This is a genomic window from Marinovum sp. 2_MG-2023, assembly GCF_030548265.1.
Lineage (GTDB): Bacteria > Pseudomonadota > Alphaproteobacteria > Rhodobacterales > Rhodobacteraceae > Marinovum.
The window spans coordinates 16,843-42,887 of record NZ_JAUOSD010000011.1 but is presented as its reverse complement, the minus strand read 5'-3'; the positions used below and the strand labels follow the sequence as shown (position 1 = coordinate 42,887).

The following is a 26,045-nucleotide window of genomic DNA, read 5'->3' as shown; positions in this document are numbered from 1 at the left end:
ATGAAACGGGGTGTCCGGACCTAGCTGGTCACCTGTTCGACACAGGATCGGGTGGCGGCATCCCATGTGCTGCCTTCGGCACAGGACATCGCCTGATGCTGGTCTTCACATCCGGTGGCCAGGCTGACCGTGGGCACCAACAGCAATGCGATCGCATAGAGTGCGGTTCGGATCATTGGACGTCTCCCTTTTGCGGCGGCAGATCGCATCTGCCAATGCCACAAGGATACCACGACACGGGATTCGCGCAAAATCAGGCGCGCGCCACAAAAAAGACCCGGCAAGATTGCCGGGCCTTTCGAACCGTTTTACGCGATGGGCGCTAAGGTTATTCCGTGCCAAATACGCGCGCAAAGATCGTGTCGACATGTTTGGTGTGATACCCCATGTCGAACTTCTCTTTGATGCCATCCACGCCCAGCGCGGCAACCACTGCATCATCGGCCAAAAGCTGTTCCTGGAAATCAACCTGGTCTTCCCAGACCTTCAACGCATTGCGCTGCACCATCGAATAGGCGTCTTCGCGTGACACACCGGCCTGGGTCAACGCCAAAAGCACCCGTTGCGACATCACCAATCCGGGGAATTTGTTCATGTTGGCCAACATGTTTTCGGGGAAAATCAGCATTTTCTCGATCACGCCGGCCATGCGGTGCAGGGCAAAATCAAGCGTGACGGTGGCGTCCGGGCCAATGGCGCGTTCGACCGAAGAATGCGAGATATCGCGCTCGTGCCAAAGCGCGACGTTTTCCATCGCCGGCACCACGGCCATCCGCACCAGACGCGCCAGACCGGTCAGGTTTTCGGTCAGAACCGGGTTCTTCTTGTGCGGCATCGCGGACGAGCCTTTTTGCCCCATCGAGAAGAATTCCGCACCTTCCAACACCTCGGTGCGCTGCATGTGACGGACTTCGACCGCAATGTTTTCGATGCTGCTGGCGATCACGCCCAAGGTGGCAAAGAACATGGCATGGCGGTCGCGCGGGATCACCTGGGTGCTGATCGGTTCGGGGCGCAGGCCAAGCTGTTCGCAGACATGTTCCTCGACCGCCGGATCGATATTGGCAAATGTGCCAACCGCGCCGGAAATCGCACCGGTGGCGATTTCGTCGCGCGCATTCAAAAGCCGGGCCTTGTTGCGGTCCATTTCGGCGTAAAACCGGGCAAAGGTCAGACCCATGGTGGTGGGTTCTGCGTGAATGCCATGCGACCGGCCAACGCGCACGGTGTTCTTGTGCTCCATCGCGCGGGTCTTCAAGGCGGCGAGAAGCCGGTCAACGCCAACCATCAAAAGATCGGCGGCACGCACCAATTGCACGTTGGTGGTTGTGTCCAGCACATCGGACGAGGTCATGCCCTGATGCACAAACCGGGCTTCTTCGCTGCCGACATGTTCCGCCAGATGGGTCAAAAAGGCGATGACGTCATGTTTGGTTACGGCTTCGATCTCGTCAATCCGCGCGACATCGAATTCCACGTCTTTGGCTTTCCAGACCGCATCGGCGTTTTCCTGCGGAATTACGCCCAGTTTCGCCATGGCGTCACAGGCATGTGCCTCGATCTCGTACCAGATGCGGAACTTGGTGGCGGGGTCCCAGATGGCGGTCATTTCGGGGCGGGAATAACGGGGGATCATGCAGGCGGTCCTTTGTTCAGGAGGAATTCGGCGGTTTGGCCGTGGTCTTACGCCCAAGGGGCGAGGGGAACAAGGGCCGTGGCATTTCGATCAGATCGTTAGAATTTTCACGGATACTGCGACGACGGGCCAAATTTTCGCCCCATTGTTGCGCAATTGAGATCAATCAACGGCAGTGGTTAAAAGGGATCGGGGTATGTCCGACGCGACTTTGAATGCAGGATTGAAACACGGCGCCTTGGTCGAGCAGGATCAGTCGCAGTACAAGGCCAAACACCAATTCAACAAGACAGAGCTGATCGCGCATGCGGCGCGGGCCTCTGGGCGTGGGGCCTTTGGTATCGGGATCGAGGCGTCAAAATACCGCAAGGGCAAACAGAAGATCGAATTGGATGAATACGTCAAGTTCCGGCTCTATGATCACGCGGCCCATGATGAAACGGCGCGCGGCGAATTTGTCTCCTGGCTTTTGCAGAATCTGATCATCCACGAGGTCAACGACCTGCATTGGTTTGGCGTGACCGAAGACAAATGGCTGTCGGCCAAATTGCTCGAAACGGATGGGCTGCCGGTGCCGGAAACGCTTGGGGTGATTGATCGCAGCGGGCGGGCCTATCATGGGTCGTCACCGCTGGACGGGCCTGCGGCGCTGCGCGCGGCGCTGTGTGGCGGCGTTGATATGCCCTTGTTTGGCAAGAACATGCGCGGCCTGGGGTCGGTTGGGGTGTTTACCATTTTGAGCGCCGATGCCGAAGGCCTGCAACTGCGCGACCACGGCGACATGTCATACGAACATTTCTATGACCAGATCATCGGCGATCATGCATTCATTCTACAGAAGTTCGTGCAGAATTGCGCCTTTCTGCGCGGCTACACCGATACAACCGCGACCGTCCGGGTGGTCAACATGCTGGATGGCGATGGCGTCTATGTGCCGGCGGCGGTGCTGAAACTGCCCTCGCAGCGCAATCAGGCTGACAACTTCTGGCGCGACGGCAACATGCTGTGCAACATTGACCCCGACACCGGCGAAATCCTGACACTGGTGCAATCGGACGGCCCGGAACTGCGCCATCTGGATGTGCACCCGGAGACCGGACAAGAGATCATCGGCCAGCATCTGCCACATTGGAAAGACCTGCGGGCGATCAATGAACGGGTGGCAAAACTGCATGCGCCGCTACGCTATCAAAGCACCGACATTGCCCTTACCGATACCGGCCCGGTGGTGATCGAGGTCAATGCAGGCTCGTCCTTCACCTTGCCGCAATATGCCAGCGGCAAAGGGTTCATGACCCCAAAAGTGCGGCAGTTGTTCCGCTCCTGGGGCAGCAAAATCGTCTGGCAATAATCCGGCGCAGAACCGCTCTGGCCAAAAAACTGGCCACAGCACAGCCCGGTGTCGCCGGTTCCGCAGGCCATCTTTCATCTGACCAAAAATATCCCGGGGGGCCCGGGGGGCTGGCCCCCCGTACTTTGCCAGTGGGGCTGGCCCACCGGTTTTATGGCCTTGGGGCTGGCCCTCGGTCTTCGCAGGTGAGGCCGGAAACCGACAGCTTTGCTAAACTGCCAGCTCGGTGATCACCTTTGATGTGCGCTCCATTGTCTGATGCACCGGGCATTTGTCGGCAATTTCCATCAATCGGTCGCGTTGCTCCGGGCTCAGACCGCCCTCAAGCCGGATCACACGGCGAAAAAAGTCGATCTTGGTCTCGACACCGGTGCCGGCATCCTGGGCATGCATCTTGTCATGGCTGACATCGACGCTGACATGTTCCAGAGGCCAGCCTTTGCGGCGGGCGTACATGCGAATGGTCATCGAGGTACAGGCCCCAAGCCCGGCCGCCAGAAAGCCATACGGCGACATGCCGCGGTTGCTGCCACCATAGGCCTTCGGCTCATCCGCAAGGACGTGATGCCAGGGGCCATCATTGATATCCTGCAGGAACCCGGCCGGATCGGCCTCGGCGACGCGCACGATGCCTTCGGGGGCACCGGGCGGTGGGGCAGGCGGCGCAAGATCAAGATACCGACCCGCCCAGGCGGCGATCACCTCGGCGGCATATTCGGCGTCCCGTGGCCGCGAAATCAGATGGTCGGCATTGTCCAGCGTGACAAAGCTCTTGGGGTGTTTGGCCGCCAAAAAGATATTGGCCGCATTGTCGATCCCCACCACATCGTCCAGCGGCGCATGTAACACCAACAGCGCCTTGTGCAGATTGGCGATCACCGGTTCGAGGTTCTGCGCCGAAACATCTTCGACAAAGTCGCGCCCGATTTCGATCGACCGCCCGCCCAACATCACATGTGCCTTGCCCTTTTGGGCAATGTCGTCCAGCGCCCCGGCAAAGTTATGGGTCACGTGTTTGGGATCAAACGGCGCGCCAAGGGTGGCCACCGCCTTGATCCCGCTCATGTTTCCAGCCGCGCGCAAAACCGCCGCGCCGCCCAGTGAATGTCCGATCAACAGCCCCGGTGCCATGCCCCGGTCGGTCAGGGCGGCACAGGCGGCTTCAAGATCGCCGACATTGCTGGAAAACGTGGTGTTACAGAATTCTCCTTCGGAATGGCCCAATCCGGTGAAATCAAACCGCAGCACCGCGATGCCCATGGCCGCCAACCGGCTGGAAATACGCCGTGCTGCGGGGATGTCCTTTGAGCAGGTAAAGCAATGTGCAAACAGTGCCGTCGCCAGATGCGGCCCATCCGGCAGGTCCAGCCGCGCGGCCAGCGTGTCGCCGGAATGGCCGGTAAAGGAAAATCGTTCGGTGGGCATCTGAGCGTTCTTTCTGCTTCGTTTTGTGGGGCCTCATACAGACTAAGCCGTCATGGACCGCAGTTCCATGATCATGTCAGCCACGTCACAGGGGTGTGAGCCCGCGGGAGGCGGCGCGATTTGCGCAAGAAGCTTTTCCGATGCTTGTTCGGTTTTTGCTGCGGTGTAAAGATTGCCGTGCGAAACGGCTGGAATTCCAAGAGGGACGTTGGCCGGGGGCGAGGCTCCAAGACCGGCGCAGGGCCGTTGTTGTCGCTGGCCCTGATCTCTGCCCGTCATTGATGGCGCTGCATGTGCGGGGAACCCTGACGTTTTCATTTGCAACCTGGCCTCGGGTTTCCGGGCTCATGTGGCGGGCGCATCGGTGCGCAAATCGGGCGTATCCGTGCAACGCGCTATGAATGTTGGAAAACTTTCACTGTTGCGTCACATGTTTTTCGCCTTGGCACCTTCCTGTCCGCCCAGACACCAAGTCAAAAATTCCCGGAGGGACCTATGCAACGTCTTACTATTTCGGCTGCACTTCTGTGTGGCGCTGCCAGCCTCAACCCCGCCTTTGCCGGCGGCCACGCCATGTCTGAAGGCACATCTTATGGCCCACGTCCGTTCTATCTGATCGACCGGATGGAAGAGGGCGCGCTGAAGGACAAATTGATGTCCTGCCAGGGCCAGACCGCAAAACCTTCGCTGTTTTCGGTCGGTCACCGTGGCGCGCCGCTGCAATTCCCCGAGCACACAGTCGAATCCAACATGGCCGCCGCACGTATGGGCGCAGGCATTCTGGAATGTGACGTCGCCTTTACCGCGGACAAGGAACTTGTCTGCCGTCACGCGCAAAACGACCTGCACACCACCACCAACATTCTGGCGACAGAGCTTGGCGCGAAATGCACCACGCCGTTTTCGCCCGCCTCCGGCGATACCAAAGCCACGGCCGAGTGCCGCACATCCGACATCACATTGGCCGAGTTTGAAACTTTGACCGGCAAGATGGATGCGGCCAATTCTTCGGCCACCGATGTCGCCGGTTACATGGACGGCACCGCCAACTGGCGCACCGATCTGTATTCGGTTGAGGATGGCACGCTGCTGACCCATGCCGAATCGATCGAGCTTTTCAAATCGCTGGGTGCGAAATTCACCCCCGAGCTGAAAGATCCTTCGGTTGAGATGCCTTTCGACGGCTTCACCATGGACGATTACGCCCAGAAGATGATCGACGAATACAAAGCCGCCGGCGTGCCTGCGTCCGACGTCTGGGCCCAGAGCTTCAATCTGTCGGTTGTGAAATACTGGATCGAAAACGAGCCGGAATTTGGCGCCCAGGCGGTTTATCTGGATGACCGTTACGAAGCCGAAGACGAAGACGAAGGTCTGATTGATCCGATGGATCGCGCCACGTTCAAGCCAACCATGCAGGAACTGGCCGACATGGGCGTGAACTATGTTGCGCCGCCGCTGTGGATGCTGCTGACGCTGGACGCCGAGGGCAACATGGTTGCGTCGGAATACACCAAAGCCGCGCAAGAGGCCGGTCTGAAGATCATCACATGGTCGCTGGAACGCTCTGGCCCGCTGACAACCGGCGGTGGCTGGTATTTCCAATCGGTCAAGGACGCGGTGGACACCGATGGCGATTATTTCACCATCGTCAATGCCCTGCATGAAGAAGCTGGTGTTGCTGGTATCTTCTCTGACTGGCCTGCGACTGTGACTTATTACGCAAACTGCATGGGTATTGAATAAAACCCTTTGCAATTCATGGGCCGGAACGATCATGTTCCGGCCCATGATCCTGCAGTCTCATATTCCATTTGATCTGTCTCAACGCCCGTTGCCGGGCGTTTTGCCGTTGGACATGGCGGATTGGGTGCAGGTTGATGATGCCTATGCCGGCCAAATGGCGGCGCGGATCGCAATATTGGCGGAGCGGGGCGATGCGGTCCTGCGGCTTGATCGTTCGGCGCTGCCCGCGGCGCAAGAGGCGCTGGCGCTTGTCTTGGCGCAAATGGCCGGAATGCCAATGTTTCGGGTTTCTGAGACGGCGGTCACTTGCCCGGATGGCCGCGTGGTGAGCATTGATCGCGCCCGACCGCTTGAGACATTATGTCATTTGATTCAGGAAGATATCTGCCTGATGGAAAAGCGCGGCGCGGAACATGTGCTGACCGGGGCCTGTCTGTGTTTTCCGGCCAGTTGGATGCTGGCCGAGAAATTCATGCGGCCGTTGCGGGCCATTCACACGCCGGTGGCGCCCTATGACGATGTCATGGCCCGGCGGGTGCAACGATTGTTTGACGGGGTGAAGGCGGGGCGGCCGTTGTGGCGGTTCAACCTGTTGCCCTATCACGATCCGGCTTTGTATCAGCCGCGTTCAGAGAGCGACCGTCGCGCGCCGGAAACGGTCGATTGCGCGCCCTTCCTGCGGTCGGAACGGCAGAGCATTCTGCGCCTGCCGGAAACCGATGCCGTGCTGTTTTCAATCCACACTTATGTGGTGGCAGCCCCGCAGGATAAATAGGCCGCTCATCCACCTTTGCAGGTGTCTTCGCCAAAGAAAGACAGGCCAGACGATGACTGGCCGCAAGGGCTGAAAGAGCGTTAATGTCCGCGCCAGATCCAGCCGCCGCCCAGAACACGCGTGCCTTCGGTTGCGTAAAACACACAGGCCTGTCCGGGCGACACACCTTCTTCTGGTGTCAGCAGCTCCACCTCGGCCTCGGTGTCGGAAATCGGCCGAAGGATGGCTTCGCGTGGCGGGCGTGTCGACCGGACCCGCACCATGATGTCACGTTCCGCACTGTCGGCAAAGTTTCCATCCCCAAGCCAGTTGATTTCGCGCACCGGAATGGTCCGGGTCGACAGCATCTCTTTTGGCCCGACAATCACCCGTTTTGCCTCGACATCCAGCTTTACCACGTAAAGCGGCTCGCTCAGCCCGCCGATGCCCAGACCCCGGCGTTGACCAATGGTATAATGGATCACGCCGTTATGCGTGCCCAACACCCGGCCATCGGCATGCACGATCTCGCCCGGTTCCGCCGATCCGGGGCGCAGCTTTTCGATCACTTTGGCATAATCGCCGTCCGGCACAAAACAGATGTCCTGGCTGTCGGGTTTGTCGGCGACGCTCAGCCCGTGTTTGGCGGCAAGGGCGCGGGTGTCGGCCTTGCTGGCCAGATGGCCCAGCGGAAAGCGCAGGTAATCCAGTTGTTCCTGGGTGGTCGAGAACAGAAAATAGCTTTGGTCCCGGTTGCCGTCGGCGGCGCTGTGCAATTCTGCCCGGGTTTCGCCCATCTTGCGCTGGATATAATGCCCGGTGGCCATGCAATCGGCATCAAGATCCTTGGCGGTGCCCAGCAGATCCTTGAATTTCACCCGCTCGTTGCAGCGGATACAGGGCACCGGCGTCGCGCCACCCAGATAGCTCTCGGCGAATTCATCCATCACCGCATCGCGAAACACGTTTTCATAGTCCAGCACGTAATGCGGAAAGCCCATTTCCTCGGCCACGCGGCGGGCATCATGAATATCGCGCCCGGCACAGCATGCGCCCTTTTTCGCCAGCGCCGCGCCGTGATCATAGAGCTGCAGGGTGATGCCGACGACATCATAGCCTTCGCGCGCCAATTCCGCCGCCACCACCGAAGAATCCACACCGCCCGACATGGCGACAACCACACGGGTTTCACTGGGCGGTTTGGCAAACCCCAGCGAGTTCAGTTTTTCCTTGGTGACGGTCGTCATGCGAATCCCCTTCGAGAAGTCCGCGAGAATATATGAAAATCCTAAATACTCTCAAGGGGGGCCTTCACGCCTGGTTAAGTAACATTGCCCATCTTTGATGCAAACAAGCGGACGAGGAAGACATGTATCTGAAAAAGGTAGAAGGGCCACGGGCCGTGACGTTGCCGGATGGGACGGTGATGACACGTGCGGATCTGCCGTCTGATCGCACACGCCGCTGGGTCGCCTCGCGCAAGGCGGCTGTGGTGCGGGGGGTGCTTTATGGGTTGATTACTCAGGAAGATGCGCAAAAACTCTATGCAATCTCTGCGGATGAATTCCGCGAATGGGTGACGGCGGTATCGCAACATGGCGAAGATGCATTGAAAACAACCGCATTGCAGAAATATAGACAACCTTGAGTTGTGTTCTTGTTTTTCCCCTGATACGGTAACCGGTAGTTAACCTTTGTTGTTCAGGTTAAATAGAAATGTACCATTCAGCGGAGATTATCCATGCGCGTATTGCTGGTTGAAGACGATCCCACGACGGCAAAAAGCATTGAGCTGATGCTGACTCATGCGAATCTCAATGTGTATTGCACCGACCTTGGCGAGGAAGGGATCGATCTGGCCAAGTTGTACGATTATGATTTGATCCTGCTGGACCTGGGTCTTCCGGACATGAATGGCCATGAAGTGCTGCGCCAGCTGCGTCTGGCGCGGATCGAAACCCCGATCCTGATTCTGTCGGGGACCGATGATACCGAGAGCAAGCTCAAGGGATTTGGATTTGGCGCGGATGACTACCTGACCAAGCCGTTTCATCGCGAAGAGCTGGTTGCGCGGATCCATGCGATTATCCGCCGGTCCAAAGGTCATTCGCAATCCATTATCCATACTGGACAGATTTCGGTTGATCTGGATGCCAAAACTGTCGAGGTCGGCGGACGCCCTGTGCATCTGACGGGCAAAGAATACCAAATGCTGGAACTGCTTAGCCTGCGCAAGGGAACGACCCTGACCAAGGAAATGTTCCTCAATCATCTCTATGGCGGTATGGATGAGCCTGAACTGAAGATCATTGATGTATTCATCTGCAAGTTGCGTAAAAAGTTAAGCAATGCGACGGGCGGCGAAAGTCATATCGAAACGGTGTGGGGCCGGGGCTATGTCTTGCGTGATCCTGCACCACAAGAGTTGGATGGCGGGGACCGGCTGGCCATCGGCGCATAGATCTGAACTAGCGTCTGGACCCTTTGTTTTGCGCGCCTTATCACTTGGGTCGAAGTGATCAGGAGGCGTGGCATGGTAAATCCGGACTTGTCAGAGGACGCGGCGCGCGAAGAGTTTTTTGAGTTGCAGGCGGCGCTTTGGGCCGCCAATCGGGAATACCACTCCCAGGATGCGCCTTCGATCTCGGATGCTGAGTTTGATTCGGCAAAGCGCAGATATCTGGAGCTGATCGAGCTCTTCCCGCAGCTGGAAGCTCTGGCCACTCAGGCCAAGACCGTTGGCGCGCCGATTGCCGAGGGTTTTGCCAAAGTGGCACATCAGGTCCGCATGATGAGCCTTGGCAATGCGTTTTCCGACGAAGATGTGGCGGAATTCGACCTTGGAATTCGGCGATACCTCAACTGGCCCGCGCAAGAGCAGCTTGCCTATACCGCTGAACCCAAAATTGATGGGCTGTCGCTTTCTCTGCGATATGAACAGGGCAGGCTGGTCACGGCGGCGACGCGTGGCGATGGGGAAACCGGCGAAGACGTTACGGCCAATGCCCGCACGATTTCCGACATTCCGACCGAGATCGCAGATGCGCCCGACATCCTTGAGGTGCGCGGCGAGGTCTATATGAGCCACCCGGATTTTGAAGCGCTGAACGCGCGGCAAACCGCGCGCGGCGGCAAAACGTTTGCCAATCCCCGAAATGCCGCCGCCGGGTCCTTGCGCCAGCTGGATGCAGAGATCACCCGCGACCGACCGCTGGCGTTTTTTGCCTATGCCTGGGGCGCGCTGAGCGAAGCCCTGGCCGATACGCAAATGGGGGCGATCAAACGTCTGCGGGAATTCGGATTTCAAACCAATGAGTTGACCAAGCGGTGTGAAACACCTGCTGAGATGCTGGCGCAATATCGCGACATTGAAACCCGGCGCGCCACTTTGGGCTATGATATTGACGGGGTCGTCTACAAGGTTGATCGGCTCGACCTTCAGGCGCGGCTTGGGTTTCGCTCGACAACGCCGCGTTGGGCGATTGCACATAAATTCCCTGCCGAACTGGCCTGGACCCGGCTCGAGAAAATCGACATTCAGGTCGGCCGCACCGGCACGTTAAGCCCGGTTGCGCGGCTGACGCCGGTGACCGTGGGCGGTGTCGTGGTGTCGAACGCGACACTTCACAACGAAGATTACATTGCAGGCCTCGACAGCCGGGGGGCGGTCATCCGCCCGGACGACGCTGGCGCCGCCAAGGACATTCGCGAAGGCGATTGGGTTCAGGTGTACCGCGCCGGTGATGTGATACCCAAAATAGCGGATGTCGATCTGTCAAAGCGCCCGGAGGATTCAATCGCATATGAATTTCCGACGGTTTGCCCGGAGTGCAACAGCGAAGCTCTGCGCGAATCCGGTGACGCGGCGCGCCGCTGTACCGGCGGATTGATCTGTCCGGCACAACAAATTGAAAAGTTGAAGCATTTTGTATCGCGGGCCGCGTTCGATATCGAAGGTCTTGGGGCCAAGCAGGTCGAGCAATTCTGCCGCGATGGTTGGATCGCGGAACCGGCGGATATTTTTACGCTGGAGGACCGTTACGGTCAGGGGCTTCAACAGCTGAAGAACCGCGAAGGCTGGGGCGAAAAATCCGCCCGAAAGCTGTTTGACGCAATTGAAGAACGGCGCAAAATCCCGTTGGGACGGGTGATTTTTGGCCTTGGCATTCGCCATGTCGGCGAACAAGTATCAAATCTTTTGGCCGGTCATTACGGGTCCTGGGCCGCATTTGATCAGGCGATGCGCGACGCGCAACCCCAGGAAGGCCCGGCGTGGGATGACCTGTTGGCGGTTGATGGGGTTGGTGCGGTGTTGGCGTCGTCCCTGGTTGCCGCCTTTGGGCAAGAGGGCGAATATGCAGCGATTGATCGTTTGGTGCAGGCGCTGAACATCCAGGACGCGGCCAAACCAAAGGTGGACGGCAGCCCGGTCGCGGGCATGACCATCGTGTTCACCGGGTCGCTTGAAAAGATGACGCGGGCCGAGGCCAAGGCCCGGGCAGAGGCCCTAGGGGCCAAGGTTTCCGGCTCGGTGTCGGCAAAAACCGATCTGGTGGTGGCCGGTCCCGGCGCGGGGTCCAAGGGCAAGAAAGCCGCCGAACTGGGCATCGACATGCTGGATGAAGATGGCTGGCTGGCCCTGATTGGCGCCGCATGAGCACCCGGCCAGAGCCGCTTTTTCCGCTGTTTGCGGGGCTGGAAACCCTGCCGGGGGTGGGGCCGAAGACGGCAAAATCCCTGGCCGCCCTGGCGATTGAGGCGCCGCGCGATGTGCTGTTCACGCTGCCGCATACCGGCATCGACCGGCGTCGACGTGACAGCGTACAGGGCGCGGAATTGCCCGGGGTCGTCACGGTAGAGGTCGAAGTTGGGCGCCATCTTGAGCCGCGCAATCGGTCGGGGGCCTATCGCGTGAATGTACAGGACGCGCAAACCAGTTTTCAGCTGGTGTTTTTCCATGCGCGTGGCGATTACCTGAAGAAAATTCTGCCGACGGGCCAACGGCGGATGGTGTCGGGCAGGGTCGAATTGTTCGACGGTATCGCCAATATGGTGCATCCCGACCATATTCTGCCGCTGTCCGAGGCCGGGGATATTCCTGAATTTGAACCGGTTTACCCGTTGGTGGCGGGGGTGACACAGAAGGTGATGCACAAGGCGGCGCATGGTGCGCTGAGCCGCGCGCCGGAGCTTGCAGAATGGATTGAGCCGACGCTTTTGGCACGAGAGGCCTGGCCGAATTGGCGCGATGCCCTGACGGCGGCGCATGCCCCCGAAGATGCCACAGGATTGTCGCCCAGCCATCCGGCGCGTCAACGGCTGGCCTATGACGAGTTGCTGGCCCATCAGGTGACTCTGGCCCTTGCGCGGCAAAACCGACGTCGCAGCAAGGGGCGGGCGACGGTTGGCACACAGGTTCTGCAATCCCAGGTGCTGCAATACCTGCCTTATGCGCCGACCGGTGCGCAAACCCGCGCAATCGCTGAAATTTCTGCGGATATGGCGCAATCTGAGCGGATGAACCGGCTTTTGCAGGGCGATGTCGGATCGGGCAAGACGCTGGTGGCGTTCATGGCGCTGTTGATCGCGGCCGAGGCTGGCGGGCAGGGGGTGATGATGGCCCCAACCGAGATCCTCGCACGTCAGCATATGGAGGGGTTGCAGCCGCTGGCCGAAAGCGCCGGAGTGGTGCTGGAGCTGCTGACCGGGCGCGACAAGGGCGCGGACCGGGCCGCCAAATTGGCGGCATTGAAACGCGGCGACATTCAGGTTCTGGTTGGCACCCATGCGGTGTTTCAGGATGACGTGGAATTCGCGGATTTGCGGCTGGCGATTGTCGATGAACAACATCGGTTTGGCGTGCGCCAACGGCTGGCCTTGGGTGCCAAGGGTCGGACGGCGGATGTGTTGGTGATGACGGCGACGCCCATCCCGCGCAGTCTTGCCCTGGCGCAATACGGCGACATGGACGTGTCGGTGTTGGATGAAAAACCACCGGGGCGGAAACCGATCACCACGGCGCTGGTGTCCACAGATCGGCTGGATGAGGTCGTGGGCCGTATCCGCGCCGCGGCGGAGGGCGGTAAACAGGTCTATTGGGTTTGCCCCTTGGTTGGCGAAAGCGAGGTGTCGGACCTGATTGCCGCAGAAGAGCGGTTCAAGCGTCTGCGCGCCGTCTTGGGGGAAGGGCGGGTTGGTCTTGTACATGGCCAGATGCCGCCCGCCGACAAAGACGCCGCCATGGCGCGGTTTCAATCCGGTGAAACGTCGGTTTTGGTCGCGACCACGGTGATCGAGGTTGGGGTGAACGTGCCGAATGCCACGATCATGGTGATCGAACGGGCCGAGATTTTCGGTCTGGCGCAGTTGCACCAATTGCGCGGCCGGGTGGGGCGGGGCGATCAGGCCTCGACCTGTTTGCTGATGTATCAACCACCGCTAAGTGAAAATGGCCGCAAGCGATTGGAAACGTTGCGCAATACAGAAGACGGTTTTGTGATTGCGGAAACCGATCTGGAGATGCGCGGCGCGGGGGATGTGATCGGCACGGCGCAATCGGGGCTGCCAAAATTCCGCGTGGCCGATTTGGAAAGCCAGGCGGGGTTGATGGAAGTGGCGCAAATGGATGCGCGGGCCTTGTTGACCAGTGACCCGGCTTTGACCTCTGACCGTGGTCGGGCGGCGCGCGTTCTGCTTTGGTTGATGCGCCAGGACGAGGCGATCCGTTTGATTTCAGTGGGTTAGTGTCTAAATTCCATTTTTGTTCTCAAATGTTCTCAGAAAGTTCTTTACAGAACGTTTCCAATATGAGAACAAATGAGCAACGGACACACGGAGACGCCCCATGCGACACGCCCCGAGCAAGACACGCCGCCGAGCCAATCTAAGCCTGTTTCAGGATGCTGCCGGTGCGGTTTCATTGATCGTCATATTGGTGGTGTCTTTGCACCTGCCGTCGCTTTTGTAAGGATTACCCCTGCCTGCATCATGTCCGGCCGCTGCGCGCCTGTCCCAATCCGCGCGAACCTGCTTATTCCCATCCCCTGGGATTTCGGGGCCTGCCTCAACCGCCCCATAGGCCGGACATGAATGCTTACTTGGCCGCCTTCTTCGGAAGGCGGCCTTTTTTTGTCAAATTTTCCAGAAATTTAATGATGTCTTGCGACACCTTTTGGGGCGCGGATTTCTGCGGTCTTGGATCAGTGCGTCAGGCGGAAATCGCCATCGCCTGATGTGCGGCTTCGGCCGTGGCCTCAACTGCCAACAGGATCGAGGCATGCCGGTTCTTGTAGTCGCGCGCGGGCAACAAAACCTCGTAGCCGTCAAACGGCGCGCTGGGCACAGGCCCGTCCTGTTTCAGCATCGCCTTCAATTCATCGCGCGCCCGGTCCAGTTCCGCGGGCGTGCGCCCGATCACCGCCGCACCCAGCACCGAGGCCGCCGATTGTCCCAACGCACAGGCCTTGACGTCCTGACCAAAGGCCGAAATGCGGCCGTCTGTCATCACCACATCCACGGTCACGGTGGACCCGCAGAGCGGAGAGCGCTTTTTGACGGTGGCGTCCGGCGTTTCCAACCGGTCGAGAAACGGGATGTCTGCCGCCAGGGCCAAAATGCGGGCGGAATAAAGCTTGATCAGGTCTGTATCGGCCATGGTGGCTTTCTCTTTTGCACTGCTGTTCTTACATAGGGCCGCAATGTCCCATGCAAAAGGTTTTTCGCCCCATGTCCGATGCTCCCGACGTCTTTGATCCTGCGACTTTGGTCTATAATGACGCAGGTTTGATCCCGGCAATCGCCCAGGATGCCGAATCCGGCGAAGTTTTGATGATGGCCTGGATGAATGCGGATGCGGTGGCGCGCACCTTGGCCACGGGTAAAGTTACCTATTGGTCACGGTCGCGTCAGGCGTTCTGGATCAAAGGGGAAAGCTCTGGCCATGTGCAGCAGTTGGTTGATTTCCGGCTGGATTGTGACCGCGACTGTCTGTTGGTGACCGTCAACCAGACCGGCCCGGCCTGTCACACCAATCGGCGCAGCTGCTTTTACACGGCGGTGCGGGACGGCGAAGAAGTCGAGTTGATGAAACCGGAAAGCTGATTGATTGCCTGTCAGACGGCGCCACAGCGCGCGGGGATGCGAATCCGCCTTGCGCGCTTGGGCCGGGGGGCATAGAAGACCCCAGATTTGAAATAGGCGGGCGAGACCCGCCCTTGGACTTATGGGGAATGGGATGCAGGTCACCGAGACGCTGAACGAAGGTCTGAAACGCGGATACGCGATTACAGTCACCGCCGCCGAACTGGACGCGAAAGTTACCGAGAAACTCGTCGAGGCACAGCCCGAAGTCGAGATGAAGGGTTTCCGCAAAGGCAAAGTGCCGATGCCGTTGCTGAAAAAACAGTTTGGCCAGCGTTTGATGGGCGAAGCGATGCAGGAAACCATCGACGGCGCGATGAACCAGCATTTCGAAGACAGCGGCGACCGCCCTGCGCTTCAGCCTGAGGTCAAGATGACCAATGAGGACTGGAAAGAAGGCGACGACGTCGCGGTCGAGATGAGCTATGAAAAGCTGCCCGACATCCCCGAGGTTGACCTGAAATCTGTCAAGCTGGAAAAAATGGTTGCCAAGGCCGGCGACGCAGAAGTTGACGAAGCGCTGGCCAATCTGGCCGAGACCGCCCAGGATTTCAACGACCGTGACGCAGGCGCAGAAGCGCAAGACGGCGATCAGGTTGTGTTCGACTTCCTTGGCAAGGTTGACGGCGAAGCCTTTGAAGGTGGCGCGGCGGAAGATTACCCGCTGGTTCTGGGTTCGGGGTCGTTCATTCCCGGCTTTGAAGAGCAGCTGGTCGGTTCGAAAGCCGACGAGGAAAAAGACGTGACCGTCACTTTCCCGGAAGATTACCAAGCCGAAAACCTGGCTGGCAAGGAAGCTGTTTTCACCTGCAAAATCAAAGCAGTGAAAGAGCCGGTTGCCGCAGAGCTTGACGATGAGCTGGCCAAGAAATTCGGCGCAGAGAGCCTTGATGGTTTGAAAGAGCAGATCAAAGAGCGTCTGGAGGCGGAGTATTCCGGCGCAGCGCGCGCCGTGACCAAACGGGCCCTGCTGGACCAATTGGACGAGCTGGTGAAATTCGATCTGCCGCCGTCGCTGGTGGAAGCAGAAGCCAAGCAAATCGCGCATCAGCTGTACCATGAAGAGCACCCGGAAGACACCGGTCATGATCATGGCGAGATGGAGCCGACAGACGAGCACAACAGCCTGGCGGAACGCCGGGTGCGTTTGGGCCTGTTGTTGGCTGAACTGGGCCAGAAGGCCGAGGTTCAGGTATCTGACGCCGAGATGACGCAAGCGATCATGAACCAGGCACGTCAGTACCCGGGTCAGGAACGCCAGTTCTTTGAATTCGTGCAGCAAAACCAGCAGATGCAACAGCAACTGCGGGCGCCGATCTTTGAAGACAAGGTTGTCGACTACATCATGGAGCTGGCCGAAGTGACCGAGAAAGAGGTCGACAAGGAAGAGCTGCAAAAGGCTGTTGAGGCTCTGGACGACGAATAATCTACGCGCCCGTCAGGGCCGTAAGACCACACAAGGAAAAGGCCGGAGTTTTTGCTCCGGCCTTTTTCTATGGGACATCTTCTATGGAACATCGCTGGATCTAAGCGTGGTCATAAATAGAAAGAGGCCGCCCCGAGAGGCGACCTCTTCCTCAACCGGACGCAAATAGACTGGGGGCTATGCTACCGGCTGTCGTTTCCGAAACCTGACCATGGTGTCAACGCGCTGACATTGGCCGGGCTTCGGACGCGATCCCAATCCCGATTGCGGCCCTGCGAAGAAGGAGGGTGTCTTCCAAGCCGCGTCGGGAGGTATGAGGTGGAGCACCGACCAAGTGCAGGGCGCGGGCCGAAACAAACGGATGTCGTACGACGTCCGGGGGAGGGACCAGGCTGGTCATACGTTCTGCTTGTTTCAACATGGTTGCGCTTCTCTGCTACTTGGTCAGGTGCAGGGCCCTTTTCTTGCTGTGACGTTGATTGAACCCGTACACTCAAGATAGCCGTTGATGGATCAGCGCGCCGCGCAGCAGGTGGATATGCGGGCTGTTCTTTTGGGTAGCATTATAAGCAAAAAGGCCGCGCATCCCGGAAGAGCGCGGCCTTTTCAATGTTCTTGGTGGTGGAACAGATTAGTTCTGTTCGTCATCATCCGATGCGGGTGCATCTTGGCCTGCGTCGCCCAGATCGTCGTCGTCGGACGCGGCAGAGCCGATATCGTCAAACAATTCAGAGATCTCGAATTCGGCTGCAGCTTCTTCTTCTGCGGCCAATTCCTGGATCGATTTGCCCGATGCTTGCAGCTCGGCTTCTTCCGGCGAACGTGCAACGTTCAGCGAGATGGTGGCCACAACTTCGGGGTGCAGGGTAACTTCGATGTCATGCAGGCCCAGATCTTTGATCGGGGTGCGGATCACAACCTGTTTGCGATCAATCGAGAAGCCCTCTTCGGTGGCCACGGTTGCGGCGTCACGGGTGGTGACGGAACCATAGAGGCTGCCACCATCGGAGGCTTGGCGAATCACGACAAACTGCTGGCCATCAAGACGCGATGCCAGATCTTCGGCTTCTTTCTTGGTCTCCAGGTTGCGCGCTTCAAGCTGCGCTTTCTGGGCCGCGAAACCGTCGATGTTGGCTTGCGATGCGGTCAGAGCTTTGCCCTGACGCAGGAGATAGTTGCGCGCGAAACCGGGTTTGACGTCAACAACGTCGCCCATTTGGCCCAGCTTGGCCACACGTTCGAGAAGGATAACTTGCATTATGCTCACTCCTTACTTCACGGCGTAGGGCAGAAGCGCCAGGAAACGGGCACGTTTGATCGCACGGGCCAGTTCACGCTGCTTCTTGGCCGAAACGGCGGTGATACGGGACGGCACGATCTTGCCGCGCTCAGAGATGTAGCGCTGCAGAAGACGTGTGTCTTTGTAGTCGATTTTCGGTGCGTTGTCGCCCGAGAAGGGACATACTTTACGACGGCGGAAAAATGGTTTGGCTGCCATGGTTTAGCTCTCCCTGACTTAGCGGCGTTCGCGACGGCGATCGTCACGCTCGTCACGTTTTTGCATTTGAACGGAGGGGCCTTCGACATGTTCGTCGACCTTGATGGTCAGCACGCGCATCACGTCATCATGCAACCGCATCAGGCGTTCCATTTCCTGGACCGCTGCCGAAGGGGCGTCGGTGCGCATATAGGCATAGTGGCCTTTGCGGTTCTTGTTGATCTTGTAGGCCATTGTCTTGACACCCCAGTATTCGGTGTCGACAACTTTGCCGCCATTGTCGGTCACGACGGTGCCGAAATGTTCAACCAGGCTTTCGGCCTGTGCGCCGGAGAGATCCTGGCGCGAGATAAAGACATGCTCGTAAAGGGGCATGTGCACTCCATTTATATCAAGGCGCATTTCAAAGGGTGGGGCCATGTCCTTTCGCCCCCAACCCACGAGAGACTGCGCGGTTCAATCGTCTTGCGAAAGGAAGGCCCCGTATACAGCCAGATGCGTGAAAGGCAAGGGCGAAGGTGGTCGCAGGGGGGCAGAGGTGGTATTGTGCGATCTAAACCCGAATTGCGCCGCATTCCTGCCTGAATTGATCGCAAGAGTGTCTGAAACCGCAAGGGGGGAGACCGACAATGTCCGCAGCCAGCCAGGTGATGCCGTCGCAGGCCATGGGTCCAACACATGGAACCGGACGGGGAAACGGTCGGGGCAACGGCCAGGCGTCGCGAGAGTCACAATCGGCTGAGGGCGCAAGTACGATCGGACACATGGTCCGTCTGTTTACCCGATTGATCGGAATCGCGCTTTTGCTGAGCGCGATCGGGCTTTGGATTTCACCGAAGGCAACCTATTTGCCGGAGCTGATGTTGATGAAGGCCTGCGCGACATTCTTCTTTGCGTTGACCGGCCTCTATTTGGTGATCATCGCCCGCAATCCCAAAAATTCGCATTCCTGAGTCCCACCTGACCCCACGCAACAGGCGGGACCAACGAAAACCGGCCAGCCGTTTCACGGTCTGGCCGGTTTTTGTTGTGAAATGACGTGAAATCCGGGCGCGGTGGCCCGGCATTTGCGTTGCAGTGGCTGCGCTTGGCGCGTATCCATGTCGGCACGCTGAAGAAATAAAAGGGTTAGGGCATGGGACGCGCATTTGTATTTCCCGGACAGGGGGCACAGGCCATTGGCATGGGCAAAGCATTGGCGGAGGCCTATCCCGCGTCCAAAGCCGTCTTTGACGAGGTCGATGCGGCTCTTGGGGAAAACCTGAGCCAATTGATCTGGGAAGGGGATGCGGCAGAGCTGACCCTGACAGAGAATGCGCAACCGGCACTGATGGCGACCTCGATTGCCGCGATGCGCGCGCTGGAGGCCGAAGGCATTGCGGTGACCTCTGCTGATTATGTGGCGGGGCATTCGCTGGGGGAATATTCGGCATTGGCAGCTGTCGGCGCGCTGAGCGTGGCCGATTGCGCCCGTCTGTTGCGGATTCGCGGTCAGGCCATGCAAGCAGCCGTTCCGGTAGGGGTCGGCGCGATGGCGGCCCTGCTGGGGCTTGATATCGAAGGCGCCCGCAAGGTCGCGGCCGAGGCGGCGCAGGGCGAAGTTTGCGAAGCTGCGAATGATAATGATCCCGGCCAGATCGTGGTTTCGGGCCACAAGGGGGCCGTGGAACGCGCGGTTGAGATCGCCAAGACCGCGGGCGCACGCCGGGCGGTTTTGTTGCCGGTCAGCGCACCGTTTCACTGTGCCTTGATGGAGCCAGCGGCACGCGCCATGGCAGAGGCGCTGGATAATGTCGAAATTTCGAAACCCAGCGTGCCCTTGGTGGCCAATGTCGTGGCCAAGTCAGTCGACGATCCGGCAACCATCCGGTCGCTGCTGGTGGATCAGGTGACGGGCGCGGTGCGGTGGCGCGAAAGCGTGGAATGGATGGCGGCCAAGGGTGTCGACGACATCTGGGAAGTTGGGGCAGGCAAGGCGCTTTGCGGGATGATCCGGCGAATCGACCGGTCAGTGACCACCCGAAATATCGGCACGCCAGAGGATGTGGTGGCAGCAAAGGCCGCATTGGTCTAAACGCCAGACCCAGGCCAAGACAACGGAACGAGGGTAGCAAATGTTTGATTTGAGCGGAAAATGCGCGTTGGTGACGGGCGCTTCTGGTGGCATTGGTGGCGAGATTGCCAAGGTGCTGCATGGCGCTGGCGCGACTGTGGGGCTCAGTGGCACGCGGGAGGCACCGTTGCGGGAGCTTGCGGCGGAGCTGGGGGAGCGGGCGCATGTGCTGCCCTGCAATCTTTCGGATCTTGAGGCGGTCGACGCCCTGCCGAAACAGGCGATTGCGGCAATGGGCGCTGTGGATATTCTGGTCAACAACGCCGGAATCACCCGCGACAACCTGTTCATGCGGATGTCGGATGACGAATGGAATTCGGTGCTGGCGGTCAATCTGACGGCGTCGATGAAGCTGTGCAAAGGTGTAATGCGCGGCATGATGAAGGCCCGTTGGGGCAGAATCGTCAATATTTCGTCGATTGTCGGGGCCACCGGCAACCCCGGTCAGGCAAATTACGCGGCCTCGAAGGCGGGAATGATCGGCATGGGCAAATCACTGGCCTATGAGGTGGCAAGCCGTGGCATCACGGTAAACGCCATCGCACCCGGTTTTATTGCGACCGCCATGACCGACAAGCTGACCGATGAGCAAAAGGACAAGATCAACGTCCAGATCCCCGCTGCACGCATGGGCACGCCGGAAGAAATCGCCGGTGCGGTTCTGTACCTTGCCAGCCCGGAGGCCGGTTATGTGACGGGCGCGACCTTGCACGTCAATGGTGGCATGGCCATGTTGTAGTCGCCGATGCCGGCACCTCGGAAAGCGTTTGCCAAGCGCAACACTTATGCTATAGGCGCGGGGAAATCCGGGGCCGCAGGCGCGCCGGGGCACTTAGAATAACCTGCTGTTGCGGGTGACACAGGCCGCAGGCCACTCGCTGTCCTTTGACAGGACAAATCAAGTTCGATCCCCGCGGGGCACGGGCAAAACAGGGCCAAAGGCCCAAGACCATGAGGACCAAATCATGAGCGAAGTCGCAGACCGCGTAAAGAAAATCGTTGTAGAGCACCTGGGTGTGGATGCTGAGAAAGTTGTTGAAGGGGCGTCGTTCATTGACGATCTCGGCGCAGACAGCCTCGACACTGTTGAGCTGGTGATGGCGTTCGAAGAAGAGTTCGGTATCGAAATTCCCGACGACGCGGCAGAGACCATCCAGACCTTTGGCGATGCGGTGAAATTCATCACCGAAGCGTCCTGATCCACGGATCGCAGAGTTTCTGAAACGGCGTGCCCGACTGGGCGCGCCGTTTTGCATTTCGGGACCGGGGCGGGGATTGGAAAACCCGCCAGTACGCGGTCCTTTGCTGAATGACATAGTGCAATGCCTTGCCCAAATGCCAGTGGTCGGGGTATGAGCATGCGACGCGTTTAAAAGGGGCAGAACCATGCGCAGAGTAGTCGTAACAGGGCTTGGTCTGGTGACACCGTTGGCCTGTGGGGTCGAGGAAAGCTGGAAGGCGATCCTGGATGGAAAATCCGGTGCGGGCACAATCACGCGGTTCGATGCCAGCCATCTTGCCACAACCTATGCCTGTGAGGTGCCGCATGGTGACGGCACGGATGGCACATTCAATCCCGATGATTGGATGGCCCCCAAAGACCGGCGCAAAGTCGATGATTTCATCCTTTACGGCATTGCGGCAGCTGAGCAGGCGGTTCAGGATTCCGGCTGGATGCCGGAAGATGACGAGTCGCTGGAACAAACAGGTGTCTTGATCGGTTCGGGCATTGGTGGCCTGAATTCGATTGCCGAAACAGCCATCTTGATCAAGGAACGCGGCCCCCGTCGGGTTTCGCCGTTCTTTATTCCCGGCGCGCTGATCAATCTGATTTCGGGGCAGGTGTCGATCAAATACGGCTTCAAAGGCCCGAACCATGCGGTTGTGACCGCCTGTTCCACAGGCGCACATGCGATTGGCGATGCGGCACGGATCATCAAGGACGGCGATGCCGAAGTGATGATTGCCGGCGGTGCCGAGGCGGCGATTTCCGAAATCGGGATTGCGGGTTTCAATGCCTGCAAAGCGTTGTCGACCAAACGCGGCGACGATCCGCAAAAGGCCAGCCGCCCCTATGACGAAGACCGCGATGGTTTTGTCATGGGCGAGGGCGCGGGCGTTGTTGTTCTGGAAGAATACGAACACGCCAAGGCGCGCGGTGCCAAGATCTATGCCGAGGTTGTCGGCTATGGCATGTCTGGTGATGCCTATCACATCACGGCCCCATCCGAGACCGGCGAAGGCGCGGAACGTTGCATGAAAATGGCGTTGCGCAAGGCCGGAATTGGCCCGTCGATGATCGACTATATCAACGCGCATGGCACATCCACGATGGCCGATACAATTGAATTGGGCGCGGTGGAGCGGCTGATGGGGGATTTCGCCCATACGGTCACCATGTCGTCGACCAAATCCGCCACCGGGCACCTTTTGGGGGCGGCTGGCGCGATTGAGGCTGTGTTCTCGATCCTGGCGATCCGCGATCAAGTGGCGCCGCCGACCATCAATCTGGACAAGCCCGCAGTTGACACCAAGGTCGATCTGGCGCCGAACGCAAAACGCGAGCGCGAGATCACCTATGCGCTGTCCAACTCCTTTGGCTTTGGCGGCACGAACGCCTCGGTCTTGTTCAAGAAGGTCTGATCCCATGTGGCGGAGCATCGCTTCCAACGCCCTGAGTTTCCTTGTTGTCGCCGTGTTTCTGTTCGGCGGCACGTTGCTTTGGGCGCAGCGGGAATATTCGGCCCAAGGCCCCTTGAGCGCGGCGATCTGTCTGAAGGTCGAACGCGGGTCGAATTTTTCCCGCGTGTCGCAATCGCTGGTCGAGCAGGGCGCGATTTCCAGTGGCTTTCTGTTTCGGGTCGGGGCGGATTATTCCGACAAGACCGCGGCGTTGAAGGCCGGTTCGTTCCTGGTGGACGAAGGCGCCAGCATGGCAGAGATTGTCGATGTCATCACCCGCGGCGGGGCCAGCACCTGTGGCACCGAAGTGATCTATCGGATTGGTATCCTGCGTGCCAGCGCCGAGGTTCGGGAACTGGATCCCAACACCCAACGCTTTGTCGAGGTTGCCAAATTTTCACCGGGTGAAGAGGCCGCGCCCGAGGCCTATACCCGTGTGCGCGGCGAAAGTGACACCCGCTATCGCATTGCGCTGGCCGAAGGTGTGACCAGCTGGCAGGTGGTCGAAGAGATGAAAGCGCTGGATGTGTTGGATGGCACGGTGGCGGAATTGCCGGCAGAGGGTTCGCTTGCGCCGGACAGCTATGAAGTGTCGGTCGGCACCCAACGGGCGGATGTGATCGCCCAGATGCAGAACCGCCAAAAAGCGATCATTGCAGAGGCCTGGGCCAATCGGGCGGATGATCTGCCGCTGAACTCGATGGCAGAGATGCTGACGCTGGCGTCGATTGTCGAAAAGGAAACCGGCGTTGCGGCAGAGCGTGGTCAGGTGGCCAGCGTGTTTATCAACCGGTTGAATCAAGGGATGCGGCTGCAAACCGACCCGACGGTGATCTATGGTATCACCCTGGGGCAGGGCAGTCTTGGTCGGGGGTTGCGGCAAAGCGAGCTTCGCCGGGCCACACCCTATAACACCTATGTGATTGATGGTCTGCCGCCGACCCCGATTGCCAACCCCGGCGCGGCGGCGATTCAGGCAACGGTGAACCCCGATCAGACGGATTATCTGTTCTTTGTTGCGGATGGCACTGGCGGGCATGCCTTTGCCGAAACACTGGCAGAGCACAACGAAAACGTTGCGCGCTGGCGTCGGATCGAAGCGGAAAACGCCGGCCAGTAAACTTCGGCCACTAAATTCCGGTGCATGGTAAGAAAAGGCGGGTCATTTTGGCCCGCCTTTTTTGTGGGCGTGCCGGATTTTGACCCTGGCAGGATATGGCTGCCGTTTTGTCGTCGATTCCTGCGAAGAGGCGCTTGACTTAGAGTGCGCTCAAAGCCCTAGGATCAGGGGCGTCGTGACGAGAAGAAGGCCGCCATGAAAATCGGAACTCTGGCCAAACGCAGCGGATTGTCTGCCCATACCATCCGGTATTACGAACGCATCGGGCTATTGCCGCCTGCGGATCGGGATGGTGCGGGGCGGCGGGATTATGATGTATCTATCCTGGTCTGGATAGAATTCCTGCGCCGATTGAAAACCACCGGAATGCCGATCCGAGACATGTTGCGCTATGCGGCATTGCGGGACCGGGGTGGTGAAACCGGGCCAGAGCGGCGGGCGCTGCTGGAGGCGCATCGCGCGCAAGTGCGGGCGCATCTGGCGGAATTGGAGGCTTGTCTTGTCGCCCTCGATACCAAGATCGGCGGTTATGCCGAGGTTGAACAAAGGATCGTGACAGGTGACGCAGATGGAACAACACAAGACAGAGAGCCGGTTGGCGCGGGGCAAACGCGCGCTGGCGGAAATTGACGGGCAGGCCGGGCAAAATGTGATTGACGCGCTGGCGGATATCGCGCCGGATTTTGCCACCTATCTTTTCGAATTCCCGTTTGGCGATATTTATACCCGACCCGGGCTTGGGCTGCGGGAGCGGGAGATCGCCACCATTGCGGCGCTCGCCGCGATGGGAAATGCCCAGCCGCAATTAAAGGTGCATATCGAGGCTGGGTTGAATGTCGGCTTGACGCAGGAGGAGATCACCGAGGTGCTGATGCAGATGGCGGTTTACGTCGGCTTTCCCGCTGCATTGAACGGGTTGTTTGCCGCCAAGGAGGTGTTTGCCGAGGTGTCCTTGTCGGGCGGCTGAGCGGCCAGCGCCCCCGAACCGGGGGGAGGTTAACCAGAGGCCGTCATGCCGACAATCATCGAGCCAAAGGCGACGATGTGGATCAGGATGATGGCCCGGTCCTTCCACAAGATCCCCACCGCGAGCCAGCCGATGACACCGGCAAGAAACAGATAGAGGTTCCACGGAGTATAGCCAAAGCCGGTCGCGGCATAGCCGAGGATCTGAATGATTGATGCGATCCATTTGACGGTGGTGACCAGATCAAATCGTGTGGCAGGAGGCGTGGGATTGGCAAGCGACGTCATTGTAGAAAACCTGATTCTGGTGTGGGGAATGTGATACATATGCCCACGCTTTGGCGGCGTGTGAAGCCAGAAATACACGCGTCTGACAGTAATAATTCTATTGTCATGCGGGGGCCTTCACGTGAGTGTTTGGTGGGTCTTTTGGGGGCGTCGATGTGTGCAGATCTATTGGTCGACAGTGCCCTGATCCCGGTGACATTGACGGTGAGGGATGTGGTGACCTTGCCGCCTGATCCACATGGGCGGTGGTCGGCCTGTTATTGGCTCGTGCAGCGGGTCGCATGCAATGAGAGGTTCATGCGGCCCGAGGTCAAAAGATGTGGGAATAGTGTCTGTCGTGCCGTCGGGGTGAATACTTTCGCAATCTGAGAAACGGTTGATTTACAATGTGTTAACCCCTGTGGGCTTGACATTGCGACCGCATTCCCGTATAGATTGTGACATGCTGGACGACATGGGCAAACGGCCCCCGGGGAAACCTGGGCGGTCGTTTTTTTGTGTCGCTCATACGGGGGAAACCGTCAGCATGGAAGGTCTATCATCACATGACTCTCATCACCCCGAAACGAGACGTGGAGCGCCTTGAGGCAAGGCTTGTTGTAGTTCGGGAAAGTCTCGTGGAATTCGAGACAGCGCTTAGAGACCTGAAGAAACGGGTCCAATGCGGGGAAGTCGACACATTGAAGGACGTCAGCAAAACCGTCGCGGATATTCGCGGCTGGATGAAGCTGGCCATGGAAACGGAGTCGCAGCTTGCAGAATATGCACGGAAAGAAGCCGCCATCGACGGAGCCTATGGGCTCGACCTTGAACAGGCACGATCTGAGATCGGGTGCCGTCTTGCTCAGCTGCGCAGATGCTGCGGTGCAGGACGCGTTTCTGAATGATCTGGGTGCGGGAG

The 26,045-nt window shown here is 58.9% G+C and carries 28 protein-coding genes; 19 read left to right on the top strand and 9 right to left on the bottom strand.

The window, feature by feature from the left end; all coding sequences use genetic code 11:
- Window positions 1-20: 20 nt before the first annotated feature.
- Window positions 21-176, bottom strand: a complete 156-nt coding sequence (locus Q4577_RS13510) for a hypothetical protein (protein ID WP_244690113.1) — start codon at window positions 174-176, stop codon at window positions 21-23.
- 152 nt (window positions 177-328) lie between these two features.
- Window positions 329-1,636 (bottom strand): adenylosuccinate lyase, encoded by a 1,308-nt coding sequence (gene purB / locus Q4577_RS13505; RefSeq protein WP_303467847.1) that lies wholly within the window; start codon window positions 1,634-1,636, stop codon window positions 329-331.
- Window positions 1,637-1,832: 196 nt separating this feature from the next.
- Between purB and Q4577_RS13500 the strand changes: the two genes are divergently transcribed.
- Window positions 1,833-2,987, top strand: coding sequence for a sugar-transfer associated ATP-grasp domain-containing protein (locus Q4577_RS13500; protein ID WP_303467846.1), 1,155 nt, complete (start codon window positions 1,833-1,835; stop codon window positions 2,985-2,987).
- A gap of 210 nt (window positions 2,988-3,197) precedes the next feature.
- Here Q4577_RS13500 and Q4577_RS13495 read toward each other — a convergent pair whose 3' ends face one another.
- A complete protein-coding gene (locus Q4577_RS13495; protein WP_303467844.1) occupies window positions 3,198-4,412 on the bottom strand; it encodes an alpha/beta fold hydrolase in 1,215 nt (404 codons plus the stop codon).
- 573 nt (window positions 4,413-4,985) lie between these two features.
- Between Q4577_RS13495 and Q4577_RS13490 the strand changes: the two genes are divergently transcribed.
- Both Q4577_RS13490 and Q4577_RS13485 read left to right on the top strand, forming a co-directional pair.
- On the top strand, window positions 4,986-6,158 hold the full coding sequence (locus Q4577_RS13490) for a glycerophosphodiester phosphodiesterase family protein (protein WP_244690413.1): 1,173 nt from the start codon (window positions 4,986-4,988) through the stop codon (window positions 6,156-6,158).
- 43 nt (window positions 6,159-6,201) lie between these two features.
- Window positions 6,202-6,933, top strand: a complete 732-nt coding sequence (locus Q4577_RS13485; RefSeq protein WP_303467843.1) for a DUF3445 domain-containing protein — start codon at window positions 6,202-6,204, stop codon at window positions 6,931-6,933.
- A gap of 80 nt (window positions 6,934-7,013) precedes the next feature.
- On the opposite strand, the gene mnmA is transcribed toward Q4577_RS13485, so the two are convergent.
- Window positions 7,014-8,159 (bottom strand): tRNA 2-thiouridine(34) synthase MnmA, encoded by a 1,146-nt coding sequence (gene mnmA / locus Q4577_RS13480; RefSeq protein WP_303467842.1) that lies wholly within the window; start codon window positions 8,157-8,159, stop codon window positions 7,014-7,016.
- A gap of 122 nt (window positions 8,160-8,281) precedes the next feature.
- Here mnmA and Q4577_RS13475 point away from each other — a divergent pair, with 122 nt between their 5' ends.
- From Q4577_RS13475 to Q4577_RS13455, 5 genes are all read left to right on the top strand, one after another.
- Window positions 8,282-8,560 (top strand): DUF1153 domain-containing protein, encoded by a 279-nt coding sequence (locus tag Q4577_RS13475; RefSeq protein WP_244690103.1) that lies wholly within the window; start codon window positions 8,282-8,284, stop codon window positions 8,558-8,560.
- A 93-nt stretch (window positions 8,561-8,653) separates the two neighbouring features.
- Window positions 8,654-9,373, top strand: coding sequence for a response regulator transcription factor CtrA (gene ctrA, locus Q4577_RS13470; protein WP_244690101.1), 720 nt, complete (start codon window positions 8,654-8,656; stop codon window positions 9,371-9,373).
- A gap of 72 nt (window positions 9,374-9,445) precedes the next feature.
- Window positions 9,446-11,569 carry an NAD-dependent DNA ligase LigA gene (gene ligA, locus Q4577_RS13465; RefSeq protein WP_303467841.1) on the top strand — a complete coding sequence of 708 codons (2,124 nt, stop codon included), beginning with the start codon at window positions 9,446-9,448 and terminating at the stop codon, window positions 11,567-11,569.
- Window positions 11,566-13,656: an ATP-dependent DNA helicase RecG gene (recG, locus tag Q4577_RS13460; protein ID WP_303467840.1), complete on the top strand. Its 2,091-nt coding sequence runs from the start codon at window positions 11,566-11,568 to the stop codon at window positions 13,654-13,656. The genes ligA and recG overlap by 4 nt, the downstream gene beginning before the upstream one ends.
- 100 nt (window positions 13,657-13,756) lie before the next feature.
- Window positions 13,757-13,879, top strand: a complete 123-nt coding sequence (locus Q4577_RS13455; RefSeq protein WP_303467839.1) for a hypothetical protein — start codon at window positions 13,757-13,759, stop codon at window positions 13,877-13,879.
- Window positions 13,880-14,119: 240 nt separating this feature from the next.
- Here Q4577_RS13455 and Q4577_RS13450 read toward each other — a convergent pair whose 3' ends face one another.
- Window positions 14,120-14,566, bottom strand: coding sequence for an iron-sulfur cluster assembly scaffold protein (locus Q4577_RS13450; protein ID WP_244690095.1), 447 nt, complete (start codon window positions 14,564-14,566; stop codon window positions 14,120-14,122).
- A 50-nt stretch (window positions 14,567-14,616) separates the two neighbouring features.
- Between Q4577_RS13450 and hisI the strand changes: the two genes are divergently transcribed.
- Together hisI and tig are read left to right on the top strand one after the other, a co-directional pair.
- Window positions 14,617-15,012, top strand: coding sequence for a phosphoribosyl-AMP cyclohydrolase (gene hisI / locus Q4577_RS13445; RefSeq protein WP_303467838.1), 396 nt, complete (start codon window positions 14,617-14,619; stop codon window positions 15,010-15,012).
- A 133-nt stretch (window positions 15,013-15,145) separates the two neighbouring features.
- Window positions 15,146-16,477, top strand: a complete 1,332-nt coding sequence (gene tig / locus Q4577_RS13440; protein ID WP_244690090.1) for a trigger factor — start codon at window positions 15,146-15,148, stop codon at window positions 16,475-16,477.
- A 631-nt stretch (window positions 16,478-17,108) separates the two neighbouring features.
- On the opposite strand, the gene rplI is transcribed toward tig, so the two are convergent.
- The 3 genes from rplI to rpsF are packed head-to-tail and all read right to left on the bottom strand — an operon-like array spanning window position 17,109 to window position 18,350.
- A complete protein-coding gene (gene rplI, locus Q4577_RS13435; RefSeq protein WP_244690088.1) occupies window positions 17,109-17,735 on the bottom strand; it encodes a 50S ribosomal protein L9 in 627 nt (208 codons plus the stop codon).
- A 12-nt stretch (window positions 17,736-17,747) separates the two neighbouring features.
- Entirely contained in the window at window positions 17,748-17,975 is a 228-nt protein-coding gene (gene rpsR, locus Q4577_RS13430; protein ID WP_005982441.1) for a 30S ribosomal protein S18, read from the bottom strand.
- 18 nt (window positions 17,976-17,993) lie between these two features.
- Window positions 17,994-18,350, bottom strand: a complete 357-nt coding sequence (rpsF, locus tag Q4577_RS13425) for a 30S ribosomal protein S6 (protein WP_244690086.1) — start codon at window positions 18,348-18,350, stop codon at window positions 17,994-17,996.
- A gap of 389 nt (window positions 18,351-18,739) precedes the next feature.
- Between rpsF and Q4577_RS13420 the strand changes: the two genes are divergently transcribed.
- The 8 genes from Q4577_RS13420 (at window position 18,740) to Q4577_RS13385 (ending at window position 24,857) form a co-directional block, all read left to right on the top strand.
- On the top strand, window positions 18,740-18,928 hold the full coding sequence (locus tag Q4577_RS13420; protein WP_303567620.1) for a hypothetical protein: 189 nt from the start codon (window positions 18,740-18,742) through the stop codon (window positions 18,926-18,928).
- A 182-nt stretch (window positions 18,929-19,110) separates the two neighbouring features.
- Window positions 19,111-20,049 (top strand): ACP S-malonyltransferase, encoded by a 939-nt coding sequence (fabD, locus tag Q4577_RS13415; RefSeq protein ID WP_303467827.1) that lies wholly within the window; start codon window positions 19,111-19,113, stop codon window positions 20,047-20,049.
- Between the two features lie 40 nt (window positions 20,050-20,089).
- Window positions 20,090-20,827 carry a 3-oxoacyl-[acyl-carrier-protein] reductase gene (fabG, locus tag Q4577_RS13410; protein ID WP_303467826.1) on the top strand — a complete coding sequence of 246 codons (738 nt, stop codon included), beginning with the start codon at window positions 20,090-20,092 and terminating at the stop codon, window positions 20,825-20,827.
- A 226-nt stretch (window positions 20,828-21,053) separates the two neighbouring features.
- Window positions 21,054-21,287 (top strand): acyl carrier protein, encoded by a 234-nt coding sequence (locus tag Q4577_RS13405; protein WP_244690078.1) that lies wholly within the window; start codon window positions 21,054-21,056, stop codon window positions 21,285-21,287.
- 187 nt (window positions 21,288-21,474) lie between these two features.
- Complete coding sequence (gene fabF, locus Q4577_RS13400; protein ID WP_303467825.1) at window positions 21,475-22,731, top strand: beta-ketoacyl-ACP synthase II; 1,257 nt, start codon at window positions 21,475-21,477, stop codon at window positions 22,729-22,731.
- Window positions 22,732-22,735: 4 nt separating this feature from the next.
- Window positions 22,736-23,890 carry an endolytic transglycosylase MltG gene (gene mltG, locus Q4577_RS13395; RefSeq protein ID WP_303467824.1) on the top strand — a complete coding sequence of 385 codons (1,155 nt, stop codon included), beginning with the start codon at window positions 22,736-22,738 and terminating at the stop codon, window positions 23,888-23,890.
- A 195-nt stretch (window positions 23,891-24,085) separates the two neighbouring features.
- Window positions 24,086-24,520 (top strand): MerR family transcriptional regulator, encoded by a 435-nt coding sequence (locus tag Q4577_RS13390; RefSeq protein WP_303467823.1) that lies wholly within the window; start codon window positions 24,086-24,088, stop codon window positions 24,518-24,520.
- Window positions 24,459-24,857, top strand: a complete 399-nt coding sequence (locus tag Q4577_RS13385) for a carboxymuconolactone decarboxylase family protein (protein WP_303467822.1) — start codon at window positions 24,459-24,461, stop codon at window positions 24,855-24,857. The genes Q4577_RS13390 and Q4577_RS13385 overlap by 62 nt, the downstream gene beginning before the upstream one ends.
- Window positions 24,858-24,886: 29 nt before the next feature.
- Here Q4577_RS13385 and Q4577_RS13380 read toward each other — a convergent pair whose 3' ends face one another.
- Window positions 24,887-25,144 (bottom strand): DUF6552 family protein, encoded by a 258-nt coding sequence (locus Q4577_RS13380; protein ID WP_244690065.1) that lies wholly within the window; start codon window positions 25,142-25,144, stop codon window positions 24,887-24,889.
- 545 nt (window positions 25,145-25,689) lie between these two features.
- On the opposite strand from Q4577_RS13380, the gene Q4577_RS13375 reads away from it, so the two are divergent.
- Window positions 25,690-26,031 (top strand): hypothetical protein, encoded by a 342-nt coding sequence (locus Q4577_RS13375; protein ID WP_244690063.1) that lies wholly within the window; start codon window positions 25,690-25,692, stop codon window positions 26,029-26,031.
- The last annotated feature ends 14 nt before the right edge of the window (window positions 26,032-26,045 follow it).

What these genes read in the sequence shown, in the direction of transcription:
- Q4577_RS13510 (WP_244690113.1), bottom strand. Translation starts at nt 176, where the DNA reads ATGATCCGAACCGCACTCTATGCGATCGCATTGCTGTTGGTGCCCACG.
- purB (WP_303467847.1), bottom strand. Translation starts at nt 1,636, where the DNA reads ATGATCCCCCGTTATTCCCGCCCCGAAATGACCGCCATCTGGGACCCC.
- Q4577_RS13500 (WP_303467846.1), top strand. Translation starts at nt 1,833, where the DNA reads ATGTCCGACGCGACTTTGAATGCAGGATTGAAACACGGCGCCTTGGTC.
- Q4577_RS13495 (WP_303467844.1), bottom strand. Translation starts at nt 4,412, where the DNA reads ATGCCCACCGAACGATTTTCCTTTACCGGCCATTCCGGCGACACGCTG.
- Q4577_RS13490 (WP_244690413.1), top strand. Translation starts at nt 4,986, where the DNA reads ATGTCTGAAGGCACATCTTATGGCCCACGTCCGTTCTATCTGATCGAC.
- Q4577_RS13485 (WP_303467843.1), top strand. Translation starts at nt 6,202, where the DNA reads ATGATCCTGCAGTCTCATATTCCATTTGATCTGTCTCAACGCCCGTTG.
- mnmA (WP_303467842.1), bottom strand. Translation starts at nt 8,159, where the DNA reads ATGACGACCGTCACCAAGGAAAAACTGAACTCGCTGGGGTTTGCCAAA.
- Q4577_RS13475 (WP_244690103.1), top strand. Translation starts at nt 8,282, where the DNA reads ATGTATCTGAAAAAGGTAGAAGGGCCACGGGCCGTGACGTTGCCGGAT.
- ctrA (WP_244690101.1), top strand. Translation starts at nt 8,654, where the DNA reads ATGCGCGTATTGCTGGTTGAAGACGATCCCACGACGGCAAAAAGCATT.
- ligA (WP_303467841.1), top strand. Translation starts at nt 9,446, where the DNA reads ATGGTAAATCCGGACTTGTCAGAGGACGCGGCGCGCGAAGAGTTTTTT.
- recG (WP_303467840.1), top strand. Translation starts at nt 11,566, where the DNA reads ATGAGCACCCGGCCAGAGCCGCTTTTTCCGCTGTTTGCGGGGCTGGAA.
- Q4577_RS13455 (WP_303467839.1), top strand. Translation starts at nt 13,757, where the DNA reads ATGCGACACGCCCCGAGCAAGACACGCCGCCGAGCCAATCTAAGCCTG.
- Q4577_RS13450 (WP_244690095.1), bottom strand. Translation starts at nt 14,566, where the DNA reads ATGGCCGATACAGACCTGATCAAGCTTTATTCCGCCCGCATTTTGGCC.
- hisI (WP_303467838.1), top strand. Translation starts at nt 14,617, where the DNA reads ATGCAAAAGGTTTTTCGCCCCATGTCCGATGCTCCCGACGTCTTTGAT.
- tig (WP_244690090.1), top strand. Translation starts at nt 15,146, where the DNA reads ATGCAGGTCACCGAGACGCTGAACGAAGGTCTGAAACGCGGATACGCG.
- rplI (WP_244690088.1), bottom strand. Translation starts at nt 17,735, where the DNA reads ATGCAAGTTATCCTTCTCGAACGTGTGGCCAAGCTGGGCCAAATGGGC.
- rpsR (WP_005982441.1), bottom strand. Translation starts at nt 17,975, where the DNA reads ATGGCAGCCAAACCATTTTTCCGCCGTCGTAAAGTATGTCCCTTCTCG.
- rpsF (WP_244690086.1), bottom strand. Translation starts at nt 18,350, where the DNA reads ATGCCCCTTTACGAGCATGTCTTTATCTCGCGCCAGGATCTCTCCGGC.
- Q4577_RS13420 (WP_303567620.1), top strand. Translation starts at nt 18,740, where the DNA reads ATGGTCCGTCTGTTTACCCGATTGATCGGAATCGCGCTTTTGCTGAGC.
- fabD (WP_303467827.1), top strand. Translation starts at nt 19,111, where the DNA reads ATGGGACGCGCATTTGTATTTCCCGGACAGGGGGCACAGGCCATTGGC.
- fabG (WP_303467826.1), top strand. Translation starts at nt 20,090, where the DNA reads ATGTTTGATTTGAGCGGAAAATGCGCGTTGGTGACGGGCGCTTCTGGT.
- Q4577_RS13405 (WP_244690078.1), top strand. Translation starts at nt 21,054, where the DNA reads ATGAGCGAAGTCGCAGACCGCGTAAAGAAAATCGTTGTAGAGCACCTG.
- fabF (WP_303467825.1), top strand. Translation starts at nt 21,475, where the DNA reads ATGCGCAGAGTAGTCGTAACAGGGCTTGGTCTGGTGACACCGTTGGCC.
- mltG (WP_303467824.1), top strand. Translation starts at nt 22,736, where the DNA reads ATGTGGCGGAGCATCGCTTCCAACGCCCTGAGTTTCCTTGTTGTCGCC.
- Q4577_RS13390 (WP_303467823.1), top strand. Translation starts at nt 24,086, where the DNA reads ATGAAAATCGGAACTCTGGCCAAACGCAGCGGATTGTCTGCCCATACC.
- Q4577_RS13385 (WP_303467822.1), top strand. Translation starts at nt 24,459, where the DNA reads ATGGAACAACACAAGACAGAGAGCCGGTTGGCGCGGGGCAAACGCGCG.
- Q4577_RS13380 (WP_244690065.1), bottom strand. Translation starts at nt 25,144, where the DNA reads ATGACGTCGCTTGCCAATCCCACGCCTCCTGCCACACGATTTGATCTG.
- Q4577_RS13375 (WP_244690063.1), top strand. Translation starts at nt 25,690, where the DNA reads ATGACTCTCATCACCCCGAAACGAGACGTGGAGCGCCTTGAGGCAAGG.